At 53.1% G+C, this 17,406-nt stretch carries 17 protein-coding genes, 1 tRNA gene and 1 pseudogene; 9 read left to right on the top strand and 10 right to left on the bottom strand.

All coding sequences use genetic code 11. From position 1 onward, the window contains the following. Nucleotides 1-169: 169 nt before the first annotated feature. The 3 genes and pseudogenes from ACK4IR_RS10985 to ACK4IR_RS10975 all read right to left on the bottom strand — a co-directional run. On the bottom strand, nucleotides 170-1,291 hold the full coding sequence (locus tag ACK4IR_RS10985; protein WP_409874398.1) for an aldo/keto reductase: 1,122 nt from the start codon (nucleotides 1,289-1,291) through the stop codon (nucleotides 170-172). Between the two features lies 1 nt (nucleotide 1,292). Continuing rightward, the gene (locus ACK4IR_RS10980) at nucleotides 1,293-1,808 is read right to left on the bottom strand and encodes a bifunctional nuclease family protein (protein WP_181496909.1); all 516 of its coding nucleotides are present in this window, start codon (nucleotides 1,806-1,808) and stop codon (nucleotides 1,293-1,295) included. A 55-nt stretch (nucleotides 1,809-1,863) separates the two neighbouring features. After that, nucleotides 1,864-2,328: pseudogene (locus tag ACK4IR_RS10975) on the bottom strand (RNA-guided endonuclease InsQ/TnpB family protein); the annotation flags it as partial. A 190-nt stretch (nucleotides 2,329-2,518) separates the two neighbouring features. Between ACK4IR_RS10975 and wecB the strand changes: the two are divergent. Both wecB and ACK4IR_RS10965 read left to right on the top strand, forming a co-directional pair. After that, a complete protein-coding gene (wecB, locus tag ACK4IR_RS10970; protein WP_409874397.1) occupies nucleotides 2,519-3,643 on the top strand; it encodes a non-hydrolyzing UDP-N-acetylglucosamine 2-epimerase in 1,125 nt (374 codons plus the stop codon). 26 nt (nucleotides 3,644-3,669) lie between these two features. Continuing rightward, nucleotides 3,670-4,320, top strand: a complete 651-nt coding sequence (locus ACK4IR_RS10965) for a diacylglycerol/polyprenol kinase family protein (protein WP_409874396.1) — start codon at nucleotides 3,670-3,672, stop codon at nucleotides 4,318-4,320. Here the strand turns inward: ACK4IR_RS10965 and ACK4IR_RS10960 are convergent. Beyond that, nucleotides 4,307-4,951: an alpha/beta hydrolase gene (locus ACK4IR_RS10960; protein ID WP_409874395.1), complete on the bottom strand. Its 645-nt coding sequence runs from the start codon at nucleotides 4,949-4,951 to the stop codon at nucleotides 4,307-4,309. The genes ACK4IR_RS10965 and ACK4IR_RS10960 overlap by 14 nt on opposite strands. Before the next feature lies 1 nt (nucleotide 4,952). Continuing rightward, complete coding sequence (locus ACK4IR_RS10955; protein ID WP_409874394.1) at nucleotides 4,953-5,909, bottom strand: LysR substrate-binding domain-containing protein; 957 nt, start codon at nucleotides 5,907-5,909, stop codon at nucleotides 4,953-4,955. A gap of 95 nt (nucleotides 5,910-6,004) precedes the next feature. Between ACK4IR_RS10955 and ACK4IR_RS10950 the strand changes: the two genes are divergently transcribed. Then, the gene (locus ACK4IR_RS10950) at nucleotides 6,005-6,751 is read left to right on the top strand and encodes a pentapeptide repeat-containing protein (RefSeq protein ID WP_409874393.1); all 747 of its coding nucleotides are present in this window, start codon (nucleotides 6,005-6,007) and stop codon (nucleotides 6,749-6,751) included. 9 nt (nucleotides 6,752-6,760) lie between these two features. Here the strand turns inward: ACK4IR_RS10950 and ispF are convergent, their stop codons facing one another. From ispF to uvrB, 3 genes are all read right to left on the bottom strand, one after another. Beyond that, complete coding sequence (gene ispF / locus ACK4IR_RS10945; RefSeq protein WP_409874392.1) at nucleotides 6,761-7,243, bottom strand: 2-C-methyl-D-erythritol 2,4-cyclodiphosphate synthase; 483 nt, start codon at nucleotides 7,241-7,243, stop codon at nucleotides 6,761-6,763. 61 nt (nucleotides 7,244-7,304) lie between these two features. Beyond that, nucleotides 7,305-7,814 carry an allophycocyanin subunit beta gene (apcB, locus tag ACK4IR_RS10940; RefSeq protein ID WP_409874391.1) on the bottom strand — a complete coding sequence of 170 codons (510 nt, stop codon included), beginning with the start codon at nucleotides 7,812-7,814 and terminating at the stop codon, nucleotides 7,305-7,307. A 158-nt stretch (nucleotides 7,815-7,972) separates the two neighbouring features. After that, complete coding sequence (gene uvrB, locus ACK4IR_RS10935; RefSeq protein WP_409874390.1) at nucleotides 7,973-9,982, bottom strand: excinuclease ABC subunit UvrB; 2,010 nt, start codon at nucleotides 9,980-9,982, stop codon at nucleotides 7,973-7,975. A 359-nt stretch (nucleotides 9,983-10,341) separates the two neighbouring features. Between uvrB and pyrR the strand changes: the two genes are divergently transcribed. Genes pyrR through ACK4IR_RS10920 form a run of 3 tightly spaced genes read left to right on the top strand, consistent with a single transcriptional unit; the run spans nucleotide 10,342 to nucleotide 12,390 of the window. Next, nucleotides 10,342-10,899 (top strand): bifunctional pyr operon transcriptional regulator/uracil phosphoribosyltransferase PyrR, encoded by a 558-nt coding sequence (gene pyrR, locus ACK4IR_RS10930; protein WP_409874389.1) that lies wholly within the window; start codon nucleotides 10,342-10,344, stop codon nucleotides 10,897-10,899. 34 nt (nucleotides 10,900-10,933) lie between these two features. After that, nucleotides 10,934-11,599: a BsaWI family type II restriction enzyme gene (locus ACK4IR_RS10925; RefSeq protein WP_409874388.1), complete on the top strand. Its 666-nt coding sequence runs from the start codon at nucleotides 10,934-10,936 to the stop codon at nucleotides 11,597-11,599. Next, nucleotides 11,596-12,390, top strand: a complete 795-nt coding sequence (locus ACK4IR_RS10920) for a DNA-methyltransferase (RefSeq protein ID WP_409874387.1) — start codon at nucleotides 11,596-11,598, stop codon at nucleotides 12,388-12,390. The genes ACK4IR_RS10925 and ACK4IR_RS10920 overlap by 4 nt, the downstream gene beginning before the upstream one ends. 81 nt (nucleotides 12,391-12,471) lie before the next feature. Here ACK4IR_RS10920 and ACK4IR_RS10915 read toward each other — a convergent pair. Continuing rightward, a tRNA-Ser gene (locus ACK4IR_RS10915) sits at nucleotides 12,472-12,558 on the bottom strand. A gap of 126 nt (nucleotides 12,559-12,684) precedes the next feature. Here ACK4IR_RS10915 and ACK4IR_RS10910 point away from each other — a divergent pair. Both ACK4IR_RS10910 and ACK4IR_RS10905 read left to right on the top strand, forming a co-directional pair. Further along, nucleotides 12,685-13,674 (top strand): cysteine synthase A, encoded by a 990-nt coding sequence (locus tag ACK4IR_RS10910; RefSeq protein ID WP_409874386.1) that lies wholly within the window; start codon nucleotides 12,685-12,687, stop codon nucleotides 13,672-13,674. An 88-nt stretch (nucleotides 13,675-13,762) separates the two neighbouring features. Further along, nucleotides 13,763-14,602, top strand: coding sequence for a M48 family metallopeptidase (locus ACK4IR_RS10905; protein WP_409874385.1), 840 nt, complete (start codon nucleotides 13,763-13,765; stop codon nucleotides 14,600-14,602). Between the two features lie 6 nt (nucleotides 14,603-14,608). On the opposite strand, the gene shc is transcribed toward ACK4IR_RS10905, so the two are convergent. Continuing rightward, nucleotides 14,609-16,537, bottom strand: coding sequence for a squalene--hopene cyclase (gene shc, locus ACK4IR_RS10900; protein ID WP_409874384.1), 1,929 nt, complete (start codon nucleotides 16,535-16,537; stop codon nucleotides 14,609-14,611). Nucleotides 16,538-16,624: 87 nt separating this feature from the next. Between shc and ACK4IR_RS10895 the strand changes: the two genes are divergently transcribed. Beyond that, on the top strand, nucleotides 16,625-17,353 hold the full coding sequence (locus ACK4IR_RS10895; protein ID WP_409874410.1) for a phycocyanobilin:ferredoxin oxidoreductase: 729 nt from the start codon (nucleotides 16,625-16,627) through the stop codon (nucleotides 17,351-17,353). Nucleotides 17,354-17,406: the final 53 nt, after the last annotated feature.

The raw sequence follows: 17,406 nt of genomic DNA, 5'->3' as shown, positions 1-17,406 counted from the left end.
TATGCTAATGCAATTTCTCGAACGCGATTGACGAGCCGATGTTGCTGAGCAGCACTCCAGCAGCCTATAGAGAGCGCTGACTACTATTAAATTAAATTATTTCAAGCTGATATAAGCAACTTGGGGTGAGTATTTTTGCACTAGGGTGGGAAGTTTTTTCGATTTTTGATTAAATATCCTGCCAAAGGCGCGATCGCGAGGTACCTTGCAACTGCGCATGGGTTTCCCGCAATAAGCGAGGAATCTCCAAGCCACTAGGACAGCGGGGCAAACAATCGCCACAGTCGGTACAGCGGTTGGCCGGTTGACCCGGAAACCAATGCCCGGCGCGGCCAAACATCCCATAGCGATACTTGCCAAATTCGGTCATGTCATAGGCGACAGCCAAGTTGCGAAGCCGCAACACTTCGGGGATATGGATCTCCTCCGGACAGGGTAGACAGGCGTAACACTGGTGGCACAAATCTTTGCCCAAGGCTTCCTGCATGACCGCTTGCAGGCGATCGCCCACGGCTTGTTCCTCAGGGCTAAGGGGATCCACCTGATCGGCGACAGCTAAGGGAAAGGCTAGCTCACCAACGCTGGCAGGTCCAATACTCAAGGTGGTGATGGCAGGCTGACTCAGTAACCAGCGATAGCTCCAATGGAGGGGGTGAAAGGGCGCGCACAGGTCTTGAAGGCGTTGGGAAGGCCGGTAGAGTTTTCCCCCTTTGTCGGCCGGGGAAATGATGAAAATCCCCATTTCCCGCTCGGCAGCTGCCGCGACCGCCGGGGCATTGCGTTGCTGAAAGTAGGTGTAGTGGAGATTCACAAAGGCAAACTGGTTGCTGGCGATTGCCTGCAAAATCACAGGTAGCGATCCATGACTGGAAAAGCCCAAAGCACCAATCACCCCCTTTGCTTGCAATTGCCGCAGCCTTTCCATCCCACCACTAGTGAGCCATGCGAAATGCTCAGGGGTATTTAGCCCATGCAGGGCAACAGCGTCTAATCGTGAGACTTGGAGACGCTCAAGGGATTGCTCAATTTGCCGCTGTACCTGATCCGCATCCCCTTGGGGTAATAGTTTGGTGGTGATAAAAACAGGAGGCTGACCCAACGCCTTAAGGGCACGACCAATGTAAGCTTCACTGGCACCGTAGGCCGCAGCGGTTTCAATGTGGTTAATGCCGTAGGCGATCGCCCCCTCAATGACCGCTTGCATGACCTCAGGACTGCCCAAGGCACGCATCGTTCCGAGGGAAAACACGGATAGATTTAGCCCCGTGCAACCAAAGCGGCGGTAGCGCATCCTAGCCTGCGGAGGAATCCTCCTCCATTCCCCGTCCCTGCTGAATAAAATCTTCGGGGCGAATGGAATCTAGAAAACGGCGAAAGGCTTGGCGTTCTTCCTCGTCGGCATCGCGATCCACGGGAATCGAGGCATCGGCAACAACTGCTTCCATGACCCAAATCGGACAATCACAGCGCAGAGCAAGGGCAATGGCATCACTGGGACGAGCATCAATTTCCTTGCGCGTTTCTCCTTGTCGCAGCGTCAGCACTGCATAGTAGGTGTTGTCTTCGAGGGAGTGGATCACCACCCGCTCTAGGGTCATATTCCATTCATTGAGAATATTTGCCATCAGATCATGGGTCATCGGTCGCGGTGCCCGTTGATTTTCTAGAGCCATTAAAATAGCCCGCGCCTCATTATCCCCAATCCAGATGGGCAACGCTCGCCGTCCCGCACCGTCTTTGAGCAACACAATTGGGGTGCGACGGTTAGTGGCATCAAGGGCAATCCCAGCAACGGTCATTTCAATCATGGCCACCTCAGGAGCGCAATGGCAGTGCATTCCGCTCTGTAAGACTTATACAAATCTATCCAGTCAAGTCAAATAGACTCCATTGTTTAGATTTGCTGCTTACTTCCTGCTTCACCGAAGTCTCAAGAGCAACGCTCTCAAGGGGGGTTACTTCTCCACAGGCGTCAATTCCCCCAGAGCTTGGGGTACTTACAAAATTCAACAGCTTGAGACTCGCATTCAAGTCTCTATCTATGGAAATGCCATAATGAGCACGGTTGTAAACTCGTTCTTTTAGCGGCATCTTTTGCCGATGTGCACAGTGAGAGCATATTTGACTGGAGGGGTAAAACCTGTCAACAACAGTTAGTTTATTTCCATACCAAGCACATTTATAGTCCGACTGCCGCCGAAATTCAAAGAAACCACAGTCGGCGATAGCGCTCGCTAATCTATGGTTTTTGAGCATCCCCGATATAGTCAGGTCTTCGATGATCACCTTGCCGTGGTTCTTGGCCAAGTAACTGGTGTCCTTCTGAAGGGCGTGAGGGATGGATAGTTTACTCATAGCAATTATTATACAGGATAAAAGTATAAATATGTATAATTTTGAATAACTTATAGATCACTGCTGCAAACCCTTCTATTATTAATATACAGTCCTTTTCATAAAGATGGCACATTCACTTCTGGTTACACTAAGAGTTATTGCTCTGAGCATCTAAGCAGCTATGGTTGCTTCCCCAATCCCAATCTGTATTACGTTGGGTACCCGCCCGGAGGCAATCAAATTGGCACCGGTCATTCAAGCTTTCCAGCGATCGCCCCACTTTGCCCCCTCTGTTGTTCTTACGGGGCAGCACCGTGAAATGGTGGATCAGGTGATGGCACTGTTTGACCTGCGGGCGGATCGGGACTTGGCCATTATGCAGCCGCAGCAAACCCTGACGGAAATTACCTGTCGTGCCCTGCAAGGACTTGAGCAACTCTATCAAGAACTCCTGCCCCGTCTGGTGTTGGTTCAAGGAGATACGACCACTGCCTTTGCCGCTACCCTTGCCGCCTTTTATCAGCAGATTCCCGTCGGTCACGTGGAAGCAGGCTTGCGCACCGACGATCTCTATAATCCCTATCCCGAAGAGGCCAACCGTCGGCTGATTTCCCAATTGGCGCAGTTACATTTTGCCCCTACAGAACAAGCTGTCAAAAATCTTCAGGCTGCCGGGGTCACAGGTACCATTCACTTGACGGGCAATACCGTCATTGATGCCCTCCTACAGGTGGCCGATCGCCAGCCAGTGTGCCCTGTCCCCGGCCTTGACTGGCAACAGTATCGCGTTCTGCTTGCAACCGTTCACCGTCGCGAAAACTGGGGTGCTCCCCTAGAGGACATTGCCCATGGCTTCTTAAAAATTTTGAACACTCTTCCCGATACCGCCTTGCTCTTACCGCTGCACCGCAATCCTATGGTGCGTGAACCCCTCAAAGCTTATTTGGGGCATCATCCCCGCGTTTTTCTTACTGAGCCACTGGACTACCCTGCCCTTGTGGCAGCGATTAAAAGATCAACGCTCCTGCTCACGGATTCCGGTGGCCTGCAAGAGGAAGCCCCTAGCCTCGGTAAACCGGTGCTGGTGTTGCGGGAAACCACCGAACGGCCGGAAGCGGTGACCGCCGGCACCGCCAAGCTGGTGGGCACATTTGCGGATACAATTGCAGCGGCAGCAATTGAATTGCTCACGGATCCAGTGGCCTACGACCGCATGGCAACGGCGATTAATCCCTTTGGCGATGGTCATGCTAGCGATCGCATCCTTGAGATTGTGACTCAGTTTTTTGCCCAGCAGACAAAGTAAGGAGCCACAGCAATCTGAGGATAGCAATGACAATGGTCTGGGCAGGAGTTTTGGTCACAAGTTGGCTGGGCTTGGTGCTGTTAACCGCAGAACTGATTCACGCTTGGTTTCCCAATGCCAAGGAATGGTCACGGAAAGTGGTTCACATTGGTGCGGGTCAAGTAATCCTGATTGCCTATGCCCTAGGGGTACCGACGAGTTGGGGAATTGTGGCCGCAGCGGTTGCCGGGGTAATCACGGTGGTTTCCCATTGGGTGCCGATTTTTCCCAGTATCAGTGCCGTGGGGCGCCAAAGCTGGGGCACGTTTTTTTATGCCGTGAGTATTGGCACATTGATGGGACTCTTTTGGGACACCTTGCCGCAACTGGCCATTCTGGGCATTTTGGTCATGGCTTGGGGAGATGGCTTGGCTGCCTTGGTGGGGATGAACTGGGGACGCCATCCCCTGCCGGGAACCGCTAAAAGCTGGGAAGGAACCCTGACGATGTTCTCTGTGAGCACGGTGGTTGCTGCGCTTTCCCTGCACTCTCTTGCGCCCCTTGAAGTGGTCTGGATGGCTCCCTTGGTGGGTGGGGGGGCAACCCTCTTGGAACTCATTGCTTGGCGGGGAATTGACAATCTCACGGTTCCAATCGGTAGCGCTTTGCTTGCCTATGGGTTACTCAATTTGAGTTGATTTTAGAAAGGGTATTTTCAATAAACTGACGCGCGATCGCGATCGCCTCCCCATTAATTTCATGGGCCATGGGTAGAGCATGAAAGGCTCCCTTGACGCCCGCTGCTTGTAGGGCTTGCCAACCGGCTTGGGCACTGGCAAAGGGCACCACCGGATCCGCTGTGCCGTGGATCATCAACACCGGTGGCGAGGTGGCCGTCACCAGCGGCGGGCGAACCAAATAGCCGCTAAAGACCACTAACCCCGCCAAGGGCAACGTTAACCCCACGGCTAATGTCAGTGCTCCCCCTTGGGAGAATCCTCCTAAAATTGTGCGGCCGAGATCAATGGGCAAACTGGCAATCCACTGCCGCAGTGCGGCTTCACTGGTGGCTAGATCCGTTGCCCGCTCATCGAGGAGTAATGAGCCACTGAGGGTATTGTGGTGATTCAGGTCATACCACATCCGCCCTTGGGCGACGTAGGGATGGGGAAAGGGGGCTTCCGCTGCGTAGGTTTGGGCTTGGGGAGCCAGCAGCGATCCAAGGGAAATGAGGTCTGCGGCATTGGCACCCCAGCCGTGGAGCAATAGAAGGCTGTGATCTGCCGCGATCGGCGGATCGGGACAGGTGAGAAATTGGAGCGCTGTCATGCTAGACGGGGTTGAGTTCCTTGGCCGGCGCTGCCACACTGGGATAGGTGAGGCTCGATTCAATCATCTCCCGACCCTCAGTGGACACATAGTCAAAGAAGGCCTGAGCCACTACCGATAGTTGTTTGCCAGCGGGATAGACCAGATGCCAGTGCCGCTGAATCGGGAAATGTTCGACATCGAGAATCGTCAACTGGCTGGACTCACGGTCTAGGGCTAAGCAATGGTGAGACAGGACAGAAATCCCCAAGCCGCCGGCGATCGCCTGCTTAATGGACTCGTTGCTCCCCAGCTCAAGACGGATATTGATCGGCACATTGTGCTCTGCAAAGAGTTTCTCCACCGCTTGGCGGGTGCCCGACCCCTGCTCCCGCATAATAAAGGGTTCTCCGGCCAGTTCTTGGATCGGGATTTTACTGCGGCCACTGAGGCGATGGTGACTGGGGGCAACCACCACCAGGGGGTTATCCAAAAAGCGGTGGCACTCCACATCTACATTCTCCGGCGGACAACTGGGAATATAGAGATCGTCCATATTGCCTCGGATGCGCTCCACCACCTGCTCGTGGTTGGTGACCGTCAGGGCGACATCAATCCCCGGATAGCGCTGGCAAAAAGGCCCCAGTAGTCGGGGAATCACATATTTGGCCGTGGTAATGACACACAGCCGCAAGTGTCCCTGCTTTAGACCTTTGAGGTTGGCAACGGCCATTTCAAACCGCTCCAGCCGCTCAAAGATATCTTGACAGGTGGCCAGCAGTTCCTTGCCGGCTTCCGTGAGATAGAGCCGCTTGCCCACTTGCTCAAAGAGGGGCATACCAACAGCACGGGTCAACTGCTTCATCTGAATCGAGACTGTGGGCTGCGTGAGAAAGAGTTCCTCGGCAGCGCGGGTAAAACTTCCGTGGCGAGCAGTGACCTCAAAAACCTTAAGCTGATGTAGGGTTGCCTGTTTCAAACCCATTCTCCTTCCGTCAGCGATAGGGCTACATAGATGGAATTCTATCAAATTTCGCGTCACGATAACGAAATGTGAAGAATCTCAAGGTAAGAATGATGATCAAAGGACACTTAAATCAGGTACTGAGCGATCGCCTGCGGGGGGGGAAACACCTCTGGAACGAATGGCGGCGAACTAATCCTCAGCTTACTGTAGATTTGAGTGAGATGAATCTGACGGGCATGGATCTGCGGGGCTATGACCTGCGGGGCTGCAATCTTAGCCGTGCCTGTCTGCGGGAGGTCAACCTTGCCCACGGGGATTTGCGTTTTGCTAACCTTTATGAGGCAGATCTGACAGCAGCTAACCTCGATGATGCCGATTGCCGAGGGGTCTTGTTCTTGAAAACAGTGGGCGATCGCGCCACGGCCCAGCGGGCAAATTTTCAACTGGCCAACCTCCAGCACGCCCGGTTTACCTATGCCGATTTCTCTTGGGCAACCCTTGAGCAGGCGGATTGTCGCCACAGCAATTGGTGTGAAGCGGATTTGAGCCATGCCCGTGCAGCGGCCAGTGACTTTTCCTTTGCCCTGCTGATGGGAGCGAGTCTCAATGAGGCTACGCTGCGTTTTGCGCAACTGGTGCAGGCTTCCCTTGAGGGGGTGCAAGCCTATCGCTGTAACTTCTATGGAGCCAACTTAGCCTACGCAGGGCTAACGCGGGGTTACTTTGCCCGTGCCCTGTTTGTGCGCGCTAATCTCAACCATGCCATCTGTCGCTGGGCGAATTTTCGCCACGCCAATCTCGAACAAAGCCAGTGCGAGGAAACAGACTTTCACTACAGTCTTTATGTCAGTTAGTGGTTCATCCTAAGCCTCTGAGTAGAGCAGCGCCACCGCATAGGCAGCAATACCTTCTTCACGCCCCACAGGTCCTAGTTTTTCATTGGTGGTGGCTTTGATACTAATCTGGTCGCGATCGATCCCTAGGGTGGTTGCAAGGCGATCGCGCATCTGATCGAGGTAGGGTTTGAGCTTGGGTCGCTCTGCCACGACGACTGCATCAATGTTGCCCACCTGCCAGCCCCGTTCTGAAATCAGTGCCGCCACTTTTGCCAGCAAGACTTGGCTATCGACCCCTGCCCACTGCGGATCACCGGGGGGAAAGTAATGGCCAATATCACCAAGGCTGAGGGCACCCAAGAGGGCGTCCATGATGGCATGGGTGAGGACATCGGCATCACTATGTCCCAAGAGTCCTCGGGAGTGTTCTAGTTTGACGCCGCCTAAAATCAGAGGCCGCCCTGGAACCAACTGATGGATGTCGTAACCATTGCCAATGCGGATTTTCATACCTGTTACAGAATAAAAGGGCGATCGCCGATGCCACCGCCCTCCATTGTTGCAGAGCCTTCTAGATATTCACTTCACTGAGTTGGCGGCACATATAATCAAAGGGCTGTTCAACAATGCTGGTGTCTTCAATGCCGGCGGCTGCCACGCGATCGCGCACAATCTCTTTCATGATTTGAATCCCCCGCACCGTTGGCCCAATGGGCACCCCAAGGGAGTTGTAGGTTTCCCGCAGACCTTCAAGGACACGCTCGTTGAGGACATCCACATCTCCGGCCACGATGGCGTAGGTGGCATAGCGTAAGTAGTAGTCCATATCCCGCAGGCAGGTGGCGTAGCGGCGGGTGGTATAGGCATTGCCGCCGGGTTGAATCAGTTCCGGCTGCTCTGTAAAGAGGGCAGAACCCGCTTCCTTAACAATGGCTGCGGCATCTCCATTGATGATTGCCGCTGCTTTAACCCGTACCGCACCGGAATTAAAGTAGGAGCGCAAACTGTCAACAGCATCGCGATCGAGGTAGCGACCGGTGGAGTCATAGTTTTTAATCAGTGTGGTGACGGCATCACGCATAGGTGTTTCTTACTCCTAGAACTGGTAAAACTAGCGTCAACCCGAACGCCAGCCGAAATTGCGCGGATCTAAAATCGTACTTAGCTTATCACGCTCAGGCTTCTCCCCCTTCCCTCCCGTTTACGGACTGTTGCGAAGCATTACAAAAGTTCATAATTCTAGGCGTGCCCCACGAGGCGATCGCGCAAACGCTTAATTTGATCGCGGTAGCGGGCAGCCTCCTCGAAGGCCAGTTCTTGGGCAGCCGCCTTCATTTTTGCCTCAAGGTCTTGGATCAGTTGAGGGATGTCCTCTAAACTCAGTTCCTGCAAGGTTTGGGAAGATAAGACGGGCACTGACTCGGCATTAAGGCGGCGCGAGACATCCAAAAAGGCCAAGATGGCATTGCTGGTTTTCTTGACAATGGGCTGAGGGGTGATCCCGTGGGCTTGGTTGTAGGCCAGTTGAATTGCGCGGCGGCGCTCCGTTTCTTGGATGGCCTTTTGCATACTGTCGGTGAGGGTGTCGGCATAGAGAATGGCCTGTCCACGGACATGCCGCGCTGCCCGACCAATCATTTGAATCAGCGATCGCTCCGCCCGCAGGAAGCCCTCTTTATCGGCATCCAAAATTGCCACTAGGGATACCTCCGGCAAGTCTAGTCCCTCCCGCAGTAGGTTGACCCCAATCAGCACATCAAAATCCCCCTGCCGCAGGGCTTCCAGAATCTCAATGCGCTCAATGGCATTGATTTCCGAGTGCAAATAACGTACCCGCACACCCCGTTCTTGGAAGTATTCCGTGAGATCTTCAGCCATGCGTTTGGTGAGGGTGGTCACCAGTACCCGCTCCTGGCGATCGCAGCGCCGGCAAATCTCGGCATAGAGGTCATCCACCTGTCCTTGGGTCGGGCGGACAAAAATTTCTGGATCCACCACCCCTGTGGGGCGAATAATTTGCTCTACCACCTGCCCTTCGGACATTGCCAATTCCCAATCGCCGGGGGTGGCCGACACAAAAATGCACTGCTTCACCTTTTGCCAGAATTCCTCCGCCTTCAGAGGGCGATTATCGGCTGCGCTGGGCAGGCGAAAGCCGTGGTCAATCAGCACTTTTTTGCGCGCTTGGTCGCCGTTGAACATCCCGCGAATCTGCGGCACCGTCACATGGGACTCATCCACTACCAAGAGCCAGTCCTCAGGAAAGTAATCAATCAAGCACTCCGGCGGTTCTCCCGCTGCCCGTCCTGCTAGGTGCCGTGAGTAGTTTTCCACCCCATTGCAGTAGCCCACCTGCCGCAGCATTTCCAAGTCATAGCGGGTGCGCTGGCTGAGGCGCTGTGCCTCCAGGAGCTTATTTTCGGCCTCTAACTGGGCAACGCGCTCTTTGAGTTCCGCCTCAATTGCCCTACAGGCGGCTTCAAGGCGTTCCGCAGGGGTCACAAAGTGCTTGGCAGGGTAGATATTCAGGCGCTCCACGCTCTGCAACGTTTCCCCCGTCAGCGGATCCACATAGCGAATGGCTTCGATTTCATCCCCAAAGAACTCCACGCGAATGATGCGATCCTCATAGGCAGGGCCAATCTCAAGCACATCCCCCCTGACCCGGAAGCGTCCCCGCCCCAGTTCGACATCGTTGCGAGTGTATTGAATGGTGGCCAATTGCCGCAGCAGTTGCCGCAGATCCACTTCATGACCCACCGCAAGGGGAATGGCTGCTTTGAGATACTCCGCCGGAATACCTAAGCCGTAGATGCAACTAATCGAGGCAACCACAATTACATCCCGCCGTTCAAAGAGGGAGCGGGTGGCGGAGTGGCGCAGCATATCAATTTCTTCATTAATCGAGGCACTTTTTTCAATGTAGGTGTCGGTAACGGGAATGTAGGCCTCCGGCTGATAGTAGTCGTAGTAGGAGATAAAGTACTCAACGGCATTTTCCGGAAAGAAGGAGCGCAGTTCATTGCATAGTTGCGCCGCAAGGGTTTTGTTGTGGGCAAGGACAAGGGTCGGGCGACCGATGGCCTCGATTACGCGGGCAATGGTGTGGGTTTTGCCGGTGCCCGTTGCCCCCAGTAGGGTTTGGAAGCGATGCCCTGCCCGTACCCCGGCGACCAGCTTTTGAATGGCTTGGGGTTGATCCCCCGTGGGTTCAAAAGGTGCGTGAATGCGAAAGGGAGTGCTGCTCATTGCCCAATTCTGAAGAATTCTTTCCTAGCTTTTAGGGTAATGGAGCGACAGCAGAGCAAGCCACCTACAGTCTTTTTCAGAAGAATTGAAGACACTTCAAACCGTCAAAACCACATCCCCGCGCAGTTTAGAAAAGAGCTGGAGAATTTGGTATTCTAAATAACAGTTTCTTGTGTATTGTAACAGTTAGTTGCGCCAAATCTAAAGAATTGGTAAAAGCTTTGGCCCGACGAAAATATCGGCAGTATCGTAGGGAAGCAAGATACCTCCTAACTGCGTCTTTGGCCCTACCCGCTTGGCGTAGGGTTTCTTTTTGCGGGAATTTCGCTAAAATTTGTAAATTCCTTACCGTAACGGCTATGCCTAGTGAAGTCGTTGAAATTCTCAGTGCCGAGGATCTGCGGCGCACTGTCACGCGCTTAGCCTCCCAAGTGGTGGAGAAGGCGCGCGATGCCCTCGACAAATTGATATTGCTGGGGATTCATACCCGTGGCGTTCCCCTTGCCAAGCTCTTGGGGCAACAAGTTGCACAACTGGAAGGGGTGAGCCTCCCCATTGGCGAATTGGATATTACGTTTTATCGCGATGACTTGGATCGCATTGGCCCGCGGACACCGCGGCAGACCCTAATTCCGGTGGATCTCTCCGGTCGGATTGTGGTCTTGGTAGATGATGTGATTTTCAGTGGCCGCACCATTCGCGCTGCCTTGAATGCTGTGCATGACTATGGTCGCCCCAGTGCCATTTGGTTACTGGCGCTGATTGATCGCGGGCACCGAGAATTGCCGATTCACCCCGACTTTACCGGTAAAGTGCTGCCCACAGCTCGCGATGAAGTGGTCAAGGTACTTTTGCAAGGGATTGATCAGCGGGATGGGGTAGAGTTGTGGAAGTCCTCTAGCTTGATCAACCGATAGCCTGAGTTCATTTGCTAAGGTAGGAAAAGAGCGAGTGGATAAAAAACAAATTCTTGATAGGTTTGAAACTTTTCTCAAAGAGAATGGTGATGCAGCATTTGAGAAATTAAATGAATTCTTTTATCAGCAATCAAAGCACTTTTATTCAAATCATTCTTATGGAGATAATAAAACAGCAAGACAAGCGTGGGTTTCAACCATTGGTCAGGTCTTAGAAGAGATTGTTAAAAGGCTTTTGAGAGATTTTTGTAATAGCCATGGATTAGGAATGACATCTGATCGTGAATTAATCAAGCCTAAAACTGCAGAGTTGGAACAAGTAAGAAGAAATGTAGAGGTTTTCTTTGGTAAATACTCATTATTACCAGATAGTGATATTATTATTTATAAGAAAAATAATTGTCGAGTGATAGTGATTATTTCCGTCAAAAATTCTTTTCGTGAGAGATACACTGAAACCCCCTACTGGAAAATTAAATTGTCTAACTATAACACTACAAGGCATATACGAGTCTTACTAGTCACTCCTGATAAGGATAATGAAATATCAAAGATCAGTCCGAAAAAGGCACGCATTGTATTGGATTATGAGCTTGATGGAATTTATATTGCAAAGGAAGATTTTGATAGAAGTGATAAAATAAAATCTATAAACGATTTGCTGGGTGATCTTGAAACGATACTGCGGGAGAATCAATGAAGTTGAACTCTAAAAAGGAAGCGTTTTTTCACATGAAGGACACTTGGCTATTTATTGCCGATAGCCTTGAGCCAGACTTATTTACTGAGCCTTTTATTGATCTAGTTATCACTTCGCCCCCCTATAATGTAGGTCTTGAGTATCGCTCAGTGAAGGATGATGTTCCCTATAGGGATTATTTAGAATTTAGCAGAGTTTGGATGGCCAACTGTTTTAATTGGGCAAAAATAGGGGGACGATTGTGTCTCAATATTCCACTAGATAAAAACAAAGGAGGGCAGCGCAGTGTTGGCGCGGATTTGACGGTTTTAGCCCAAGAGGTTGGTTGGAAATATCAATCCACAATTATCTGGAATGAAGGGAATATTTCACGCCGAACAGCGTGGGGATCTTGGATGTCGCCTTCAGCGCCCTATGTAATTGCTCCAGTAGAGTTAATTGTTGTGCTGTACAAGGAGGAGTGGCGGCGCAAATCCAATCAAAACCCAGACATCACGCGAGAAGAGTTTATGGAATGGACAAATGGCTTATGGACATTCAGTGGCGAGAGTAAAAAAAAGATTGGTCATCCTGCACCGTTTCCAAGGGAGCTACCGAGAAGATGTATCAAACTCTTTAGTTTTCCGGGGGACATTGTCTTCGATCCCTTTTGTGGCAGCGGTACAACACTGGTGGAAGCCTTTGCTAATAAACGAAAAGGCATCGGTGTTGAAATTGATTCTCGATATGCAGAACTAGCCAAGGAGAGACTGCTAAGTGAGATTACCCTGTTTGATGTGGTAAACATATAGGACTTTTCAAGATTAACAAATTTTATGAGTAAAGTTTTATCTCAGTCGTGCCACCCTTGTCTAGACTATCGGGGGGATTAACGGAGAGGGGGGGATTCGAACCCCCGTTAGGTGTTACCCTAAACTTGATTTCGAGTCAAGCGCATTCAACCACTCTGCCACCTCTCCAAGGATCTCCAATCATAGCAAAAGTGAATGCCAAAGGCGCGCTTCGCGATCGCTCCCCCTTAAGGAAATTCTGGCGGCAAACCCCTTTACCATAAAAGTATTCGGTCAACCTAAAACAACGACGGCATGGATATCAAAGAGGGTTTTGTGGGCACCGTTGGCCAGACGCCGCTGATTCGCCTTAACTACTTTAGTGACCTCACGGGCTGTGAAATTCTCGGCAAGGCAGAGTTTCTCAATCCCGGCGGCTCTGTCAAGGATCGGGCAGCCCTCTACATTATTGAAGATGCTGAGAAAAAAGGCCTGCTCCAACCCGGGGGTACCGTGGTCGAAGGCACAGCGGGCAACACAGGCATTGGCCTTGCCCACATCTGCAATGCCAAGGGCTACAAGTGTCTGATTGTTATTCCCAATACCCAGTCTCAAGAGAAAATCGACCTATTGCGTACTCTGGGTGCCGAAGTGCGCCCTGTGCCTGCTGTGCCCTACAAAGACCCCAATAACTATGTGAAGCTCTCTGGGCGCATTGCCGCCGAAATGGAGAATGCCATCTGGGCAAACCAGTTCGATAACCTCGCCAATCGTCAAGCGCACTACGAAACCACCGGGCCTGAAATTTGGGAGCAGACCGATGGCCGCATTGATGCGTGGGTAGCAGCCACCGGCACAGGAGGAACCTATGCGGGTGTGGCCATGTTTCTCAAGGAAAAAAATCCCGCCATTCGCACCGTGATTGCCGATCCCATGGGCAGTGCTATCTATAGCTATGTCAAAACGGGCAAACTCTGTAGCACGGGCAGTTCAATCACAGAAGGCATTGGCAATAGCCGCATTACGGCCAATTTAGCAGGTGCCCCCATTGATGATGCAATTCAAATTGAGGATCAAGAATGCCTTGAGATCATTTATCAACTGTTGCACTACGACGGCCTCTTTATGGGTGGCTCGGTGGGGATTAATGTGGGGGCAGCGGTACGCCTTGCCAAGGAACTGGGTCCCGGCCACACGATTGTGACAGTGCTGTGTGATGGGGGTTCCCGCTATCAATCGCGGCTCTTTAATCCAGAGTGGCTGGCCAGCAAAGGGCTACGGGTGCCAGAGATTAAAAAACATTAAGCCTTGGGAACAATGTCTAAAATCGAGGGGTCAGAAGGGGGCAAGTAGCCGCTAGGCGTGGGTGTGGACTTTACGCGAAGCATTAGCCGTGAAAAAACAACGTAGGTTTATCCTCTTTGCCAGCTTGGTCTGTGGGGTGGCGATCGCCCTCCATCCTGTGGCTGCCCAGGCACAAAATCTCTGGCAGCGGTTGCTATTGCAGGGCATTCAACTCATCCAGCTGTCCAATCTCTCGCCCCGCCAAGAGGTGGCCTTGGGGCAACAAATCCATGAGCAAATGCTACGCCAAGGGATGCGCCTTGTTCGCAATCCCGCTGCTCAAAATTATGTCAACAGCATTGGGGCGCGGCTGGTAAATGTCGGCGAACGTCGAGGCTTGCCCTACCAGTTTCACATCATTCAAGACCGCCAAGTCAATGCCTACGCGACCATGGGAGGCTTTGTCTATGTCACTACCGGCCTAATGCTCCGCGCAGAAAATGAGGCGGAACTGGCAAGCGTCATTGCCCACGAAATTGGCCATATTGATCAGCGCCATGTGATTCGCCAACTACAACAAATGGCGATCGCCCAAGGGCTAATGACGGCTGCGGGCTTGGATCGCGATCGCGGGCTACAGATAGCCATGGAACTAGCGTTTCGGCGTCCCCGCAGTCGGGAGCAAGAACTAGAGGCCGATCGCTATGGGTTAGGGCTGTTGGCTCGCAGCAACTATGATCCACGGGCCATGGTGACATTTCTCCAGAAATTGCAACAGGAGGGAGGGGCACCACCGACGATTTTGAGTACTCACCCGGCTCCCCGCGATCGCCAGTTGATGGCCGAAAACTTAATCCGCTCTGGCCTAAGCAATGAGTGCGTGACCACTCCCCAGCCCCTCTGTGGCACCGATGCCTTGGCCTATCAGCAACACCTGCGCTCGTTCTAATTTCGCCTAACTGGCCAAAAGATTGCGCCAGCGGGCATAGCGTCCCAAGGCCGTCAGGGGAAAGTGCTGCTGGTAGTAGTGGTACTTCAGGTAAAAGTGGCAGGGAAAGCCGGTGCCGGTGAAGTAATCCTCATGCCATGTGCCATTTGGGCGCTGGGTCCGCAGAAGATAGGCCACCCCTTTTTCAATGGCCTCTGTGGCATAGTCGCCCGTGGCATCGCCGGCAGCCAAAAGGCCAATAATTGCCCATGCCGTTTGGGAGGCGGTGCTATCCCCTTTGCCCTTGAGGGAAGGGTCATTGTAGCTCCAGCAGGTTTCTCCCCAGCCCCCATCGGCATTTTGACACCGTACCAGCCACTCCGCCGCACGGCGAATGCGCCAGCGATCGTAGCGAGGAGCCACAAGGGAAAGGGCAACCAAAACCCCACTGGTGCCGTAGAGATAGTTCACCCCCCAGCGACCAAACCAACAGCCTTCCGATTCCTGTTCGTTGCGCAAGTAAGCGAGGGCGCGATTCAGAGCATCCCTGTCAAAGCTCAATTGACACCGCCCCACCATCTCCAGCACCCGTGCCGTCACATCGGCAGTGTTCGGGTCAATCATTGCCTTGAGATCCCCGTAGGGAATGGCATTGAGCCACTCTTGGTCATTGTCCACATCAAAAGCCGCCCACCCCCCCGCCCGACACTGCATGGAGGCAATCCAAGCCACTGCCCGTTCCATGGCGCGCCGTTTCAGATTCTCATGAGGTAGCCTGACTCCGTGAAGCGCCATCACTACCACTGCCGTATCGTCCACATCGGGGTAGAAGCGATTCTCAAATTCAAAGGCCCATCCCCCCGGCTGCCCTTTTTTGTTTTTGACATGCCAATCCCCATAGTCAAGGATTTGCTTGGAGAGCAGCCATTCGCCGGCTTTGACAAGGGCGGGATGATCGGGGGCAACGCCGGAATCCACCATGGCCCGCATCACCAGGGCCGTATCCCAAACCGGGGAGACACAGGGCTGCACGCGATACTCACTCTCGGTTTCAATGGCAAAACGATCCACCGCTGCCATCCCCCGCTGCACAATGGGGTCATCCACGGCATAGTCAAGGGTACGCAACGCCAACAGGGAGTTAAGCATTGCCGGAATAATGCCGCCCCAATCGCCACTGGCTTCTTGACGCTCTAGTACCCATTCTTCGGCGGCCTTTAGCCCCTGTTCCCTCAAGGGATTGATATCTAAGGTTTCCAAGAGTTTGAGGAGGCGATCAAGGCCGATAAAAACATCGCTCCAGTCGCCTTGGCGGGGCAGCTCCCAGACCACATTTGCCCGCCCTTCGGCATAGAGTTCATCGAGGGTAAGGGGCGGATCTATGGCATAGACGGGCTTGCGATCCATAACAATCAACAGCGGCACGGTGCTGCTGCGTGCCCAACTGGACATCTCATAGATCGTGAGGGGGCTACCCGCGGGCAAGAGCATAATCCAAGGGGGCAGGGAGGGAATGCCGCGCCAGTCGTAGCAACCGATGAGGGCAAGGTGCAGTTTGGTAAAGATACGGGTTTTGCTAATGCCGCCCCGCGCCAAGATAAATTGCCGTGCCTTTACCAAGGCCGGATCCTCCGCGGGAACCCCCAAGAGCCGCAGTCCCATGTAGGCCTCTACGCTGGTGCTGAGATCACCCCCATCCCCATAAAACAGTTCCCAGCCGCCGTGCTCCCGCTGCTGGTTGCGCAAATACTGTTCCGCTTTGGCCAAGGGGAGCCGCCGTTCGGTGCCCCAGATTTTGTGGAGCAGAATCACTTCGGCGGTCATGGTCACATTGGACTCCAATTCCGCCCACCAGTAGCCCTCGGCATATTGCTGTGAAAAGAGAAAGTCTTGGCTGGCACGAATTGCCTGTTGAAGTTGCTTTGGATCAATGGCAGCGGCAAGTTGAGTTGGCATGATTCCTTGGCTGTTGGACTCTTGGTTAGTTTAACGGGGGCGATCGCTCCCTCGCAAGCGGCACAGACTTGGGTTAGGATCAAGGCTATGGCTCTCCGTCACCAGCAGCATCCCCTGATTCAGCGCCTTGCCGATCGCATTGAGCAGGCGTGGCAGACCTTTTTGTCCTTAGCCCCCTATCCTCTGCCCGAGGATCTGGGGTATGTCGAGGGCAAACTGGAGGGGGAGCGACTCACAATTGAAAACCACTGCTACCAAGCGCCGCCCTTTCGCAAACTCCACCTCGAACTGGCACGGGTGGGAGAAAGCTTGGAAATTTTGCACTGCGTCATGTTTCCGGAGCCGCGCTACGATCTGCCGATGTTTGGCTGTGATCTGGTGGGTGGCCGGGGGCAAATCAGTGCTGCAATTGTGGATCTCTCCCCTGTGACGGGTCAGTTGCCCGCTGCCTATGTCTCAGCCCTGAGTGCGCTGCCGCAACTCACCTTTCGTCAACCCCGTGAGTTGCCCCCTTGGGGACATATCTTCTCGCCCTTTTGTATTTTTATTCGGCCACAGGGAGAAACTGAGGAACGGCAATTTCTCGATCGCGTCGGCGAGTACTTGATGCTTCACTGTCAATTGAGCCGGCAGGCCATCCCCACCGATCATCCGGAAGCGGTCATTGCCGGGCAGCGGCAGTACTGCCACCAACAACAGCAGAACGATAAAACCCGCCGTGTGCTTGAAAAAGCCTTTGGCAGGGCTTGGACAGAACGCTATATGACCACGGTGCTCTTTGATGAGCCTCCTGCTTCTTATACCAGCTCTTTGTAACCTTAAGCCTAATAAATAAGTCACAAGCGAGAGGATTGCTTATCCTAAAACTG

This window comes from Thermosynechococcus sp. (genome assembly GCF_046299635.1).
Lineage (GTDB): Bacteria > Cyanobacteriota > Cyanobacteriia > Thermosynechococcales > Thermosynechococcaceae > Thermosynechococcus.
Note: the sequence above shows the minus strand (reverse complement) of the source record. Positions and strands in the feature narration are given on the sequence as shown.

What these genes read in the sequence shown, in the direction of transcription:
- ACK4IR_RS10985 (WP_409874398.1), bottom strand. Translation starts at nt 1,291, where the DNA reads ATGCGCTACCGCCGCTTTGGTTGCACGGGGCTAAATCTATCCGTGTTT.
- ACK4IR_RS10980 (WP_181496909.1), bottom strand. Translation starts at nt 1,808, where the DNA reads ATGATTGAAATGACCGTTGCTGGGATTGCCCTTGATGCCACTAACCGT.
- wecB (WP_409874397.1), top strand. Translation starts at nt 2,519, where the DNA reads ATGGTTGCTTCCCCAATCCCAATCTGTATTACGTTGGGTACCCGCCCG.
- ACK4IR_RS10965 (WP_409874396.1), top strand. Translation starts at nt 3,670, where the DNA reads ATGACAATGGTCTGGGCAGGAGTTTTGGTCACAAGTTGGCTGGGCTTG.
- ACK4IR_RS10960 (WP_409874395.1), bottom strand. Translation starts at nt 4,951, where the DNA reads ATGACAGCGCTCCAATTTCTCACCTGTCCCGATCCGCCGATCGCGGCA.
- ACK4IR_RS10950 (WP_409874393.1), top strand. Translation starts at nt 6,005, where the DNA reads ATGATGATCAAAGGACACTTAAATCAGGTACTGAGCGATCGCCTGCGG.
- ispF (WP_409874392.1), bottom strand. Translation starts at nt 7,243, where the DNA reads ATGAAAATCCGCATTGGCAATGGTTACGACATCCATCAGTTGGTTCCA.
- apcB (WP_409874391.1), bottom strand. Translation starts at nt 7,814, where the DNA reads ATGCGTGATGCCGTCACCACACTGATTAAAAACTATGACTCCACCGGT.
- uvrB (WP_409874390.1), bottom strand. Translation starts at nt 9,982, where the DNA reads ATGAGCAGCACTCCCTTTCGCATTCACGCACCTTTTGAACCCACGGGG.
- pyrR (WP_409874389.1), top strand. Translation starts at nt 10,342, where the DNA reads ATGCCTAGTGAAGTCGTTGAAATTCTCAGTGCCGAGGATCTGCGGCGC.
- ACK4IR_RS10920 (WP_409874387.1), top strand. Translation starts at nt 11,596, where the DNA reads ATGAAGTTGAACTCTAAAAAGGAAGCGTTTTTTCACATGAAGGACACT.
- ACK4IR_RS10910 (WP_409874386.1), top strand. Translation starts at nt 12,685, where the DNA reads ATGGATATCAAAGAGGGTTTTGTGGGCACCGTTGGCCAGACGCCGCTG.
- shc (WP_409874384.1), bottom strand. Translation starts at nt 16,537, where the DNA reads ATGCCAACTCAACTTGCCGCTGCCATTGATCCAAAGCAACTTCAACAG.
- ACK4IR_RS10895 (WP_409874410.1), top strand. Translation starts at nt 16,625, where the DNA reads ATGGCTCTCCGTCACCAGCAGCATCCCCTGATTCAGCGCCTTGCCGAT.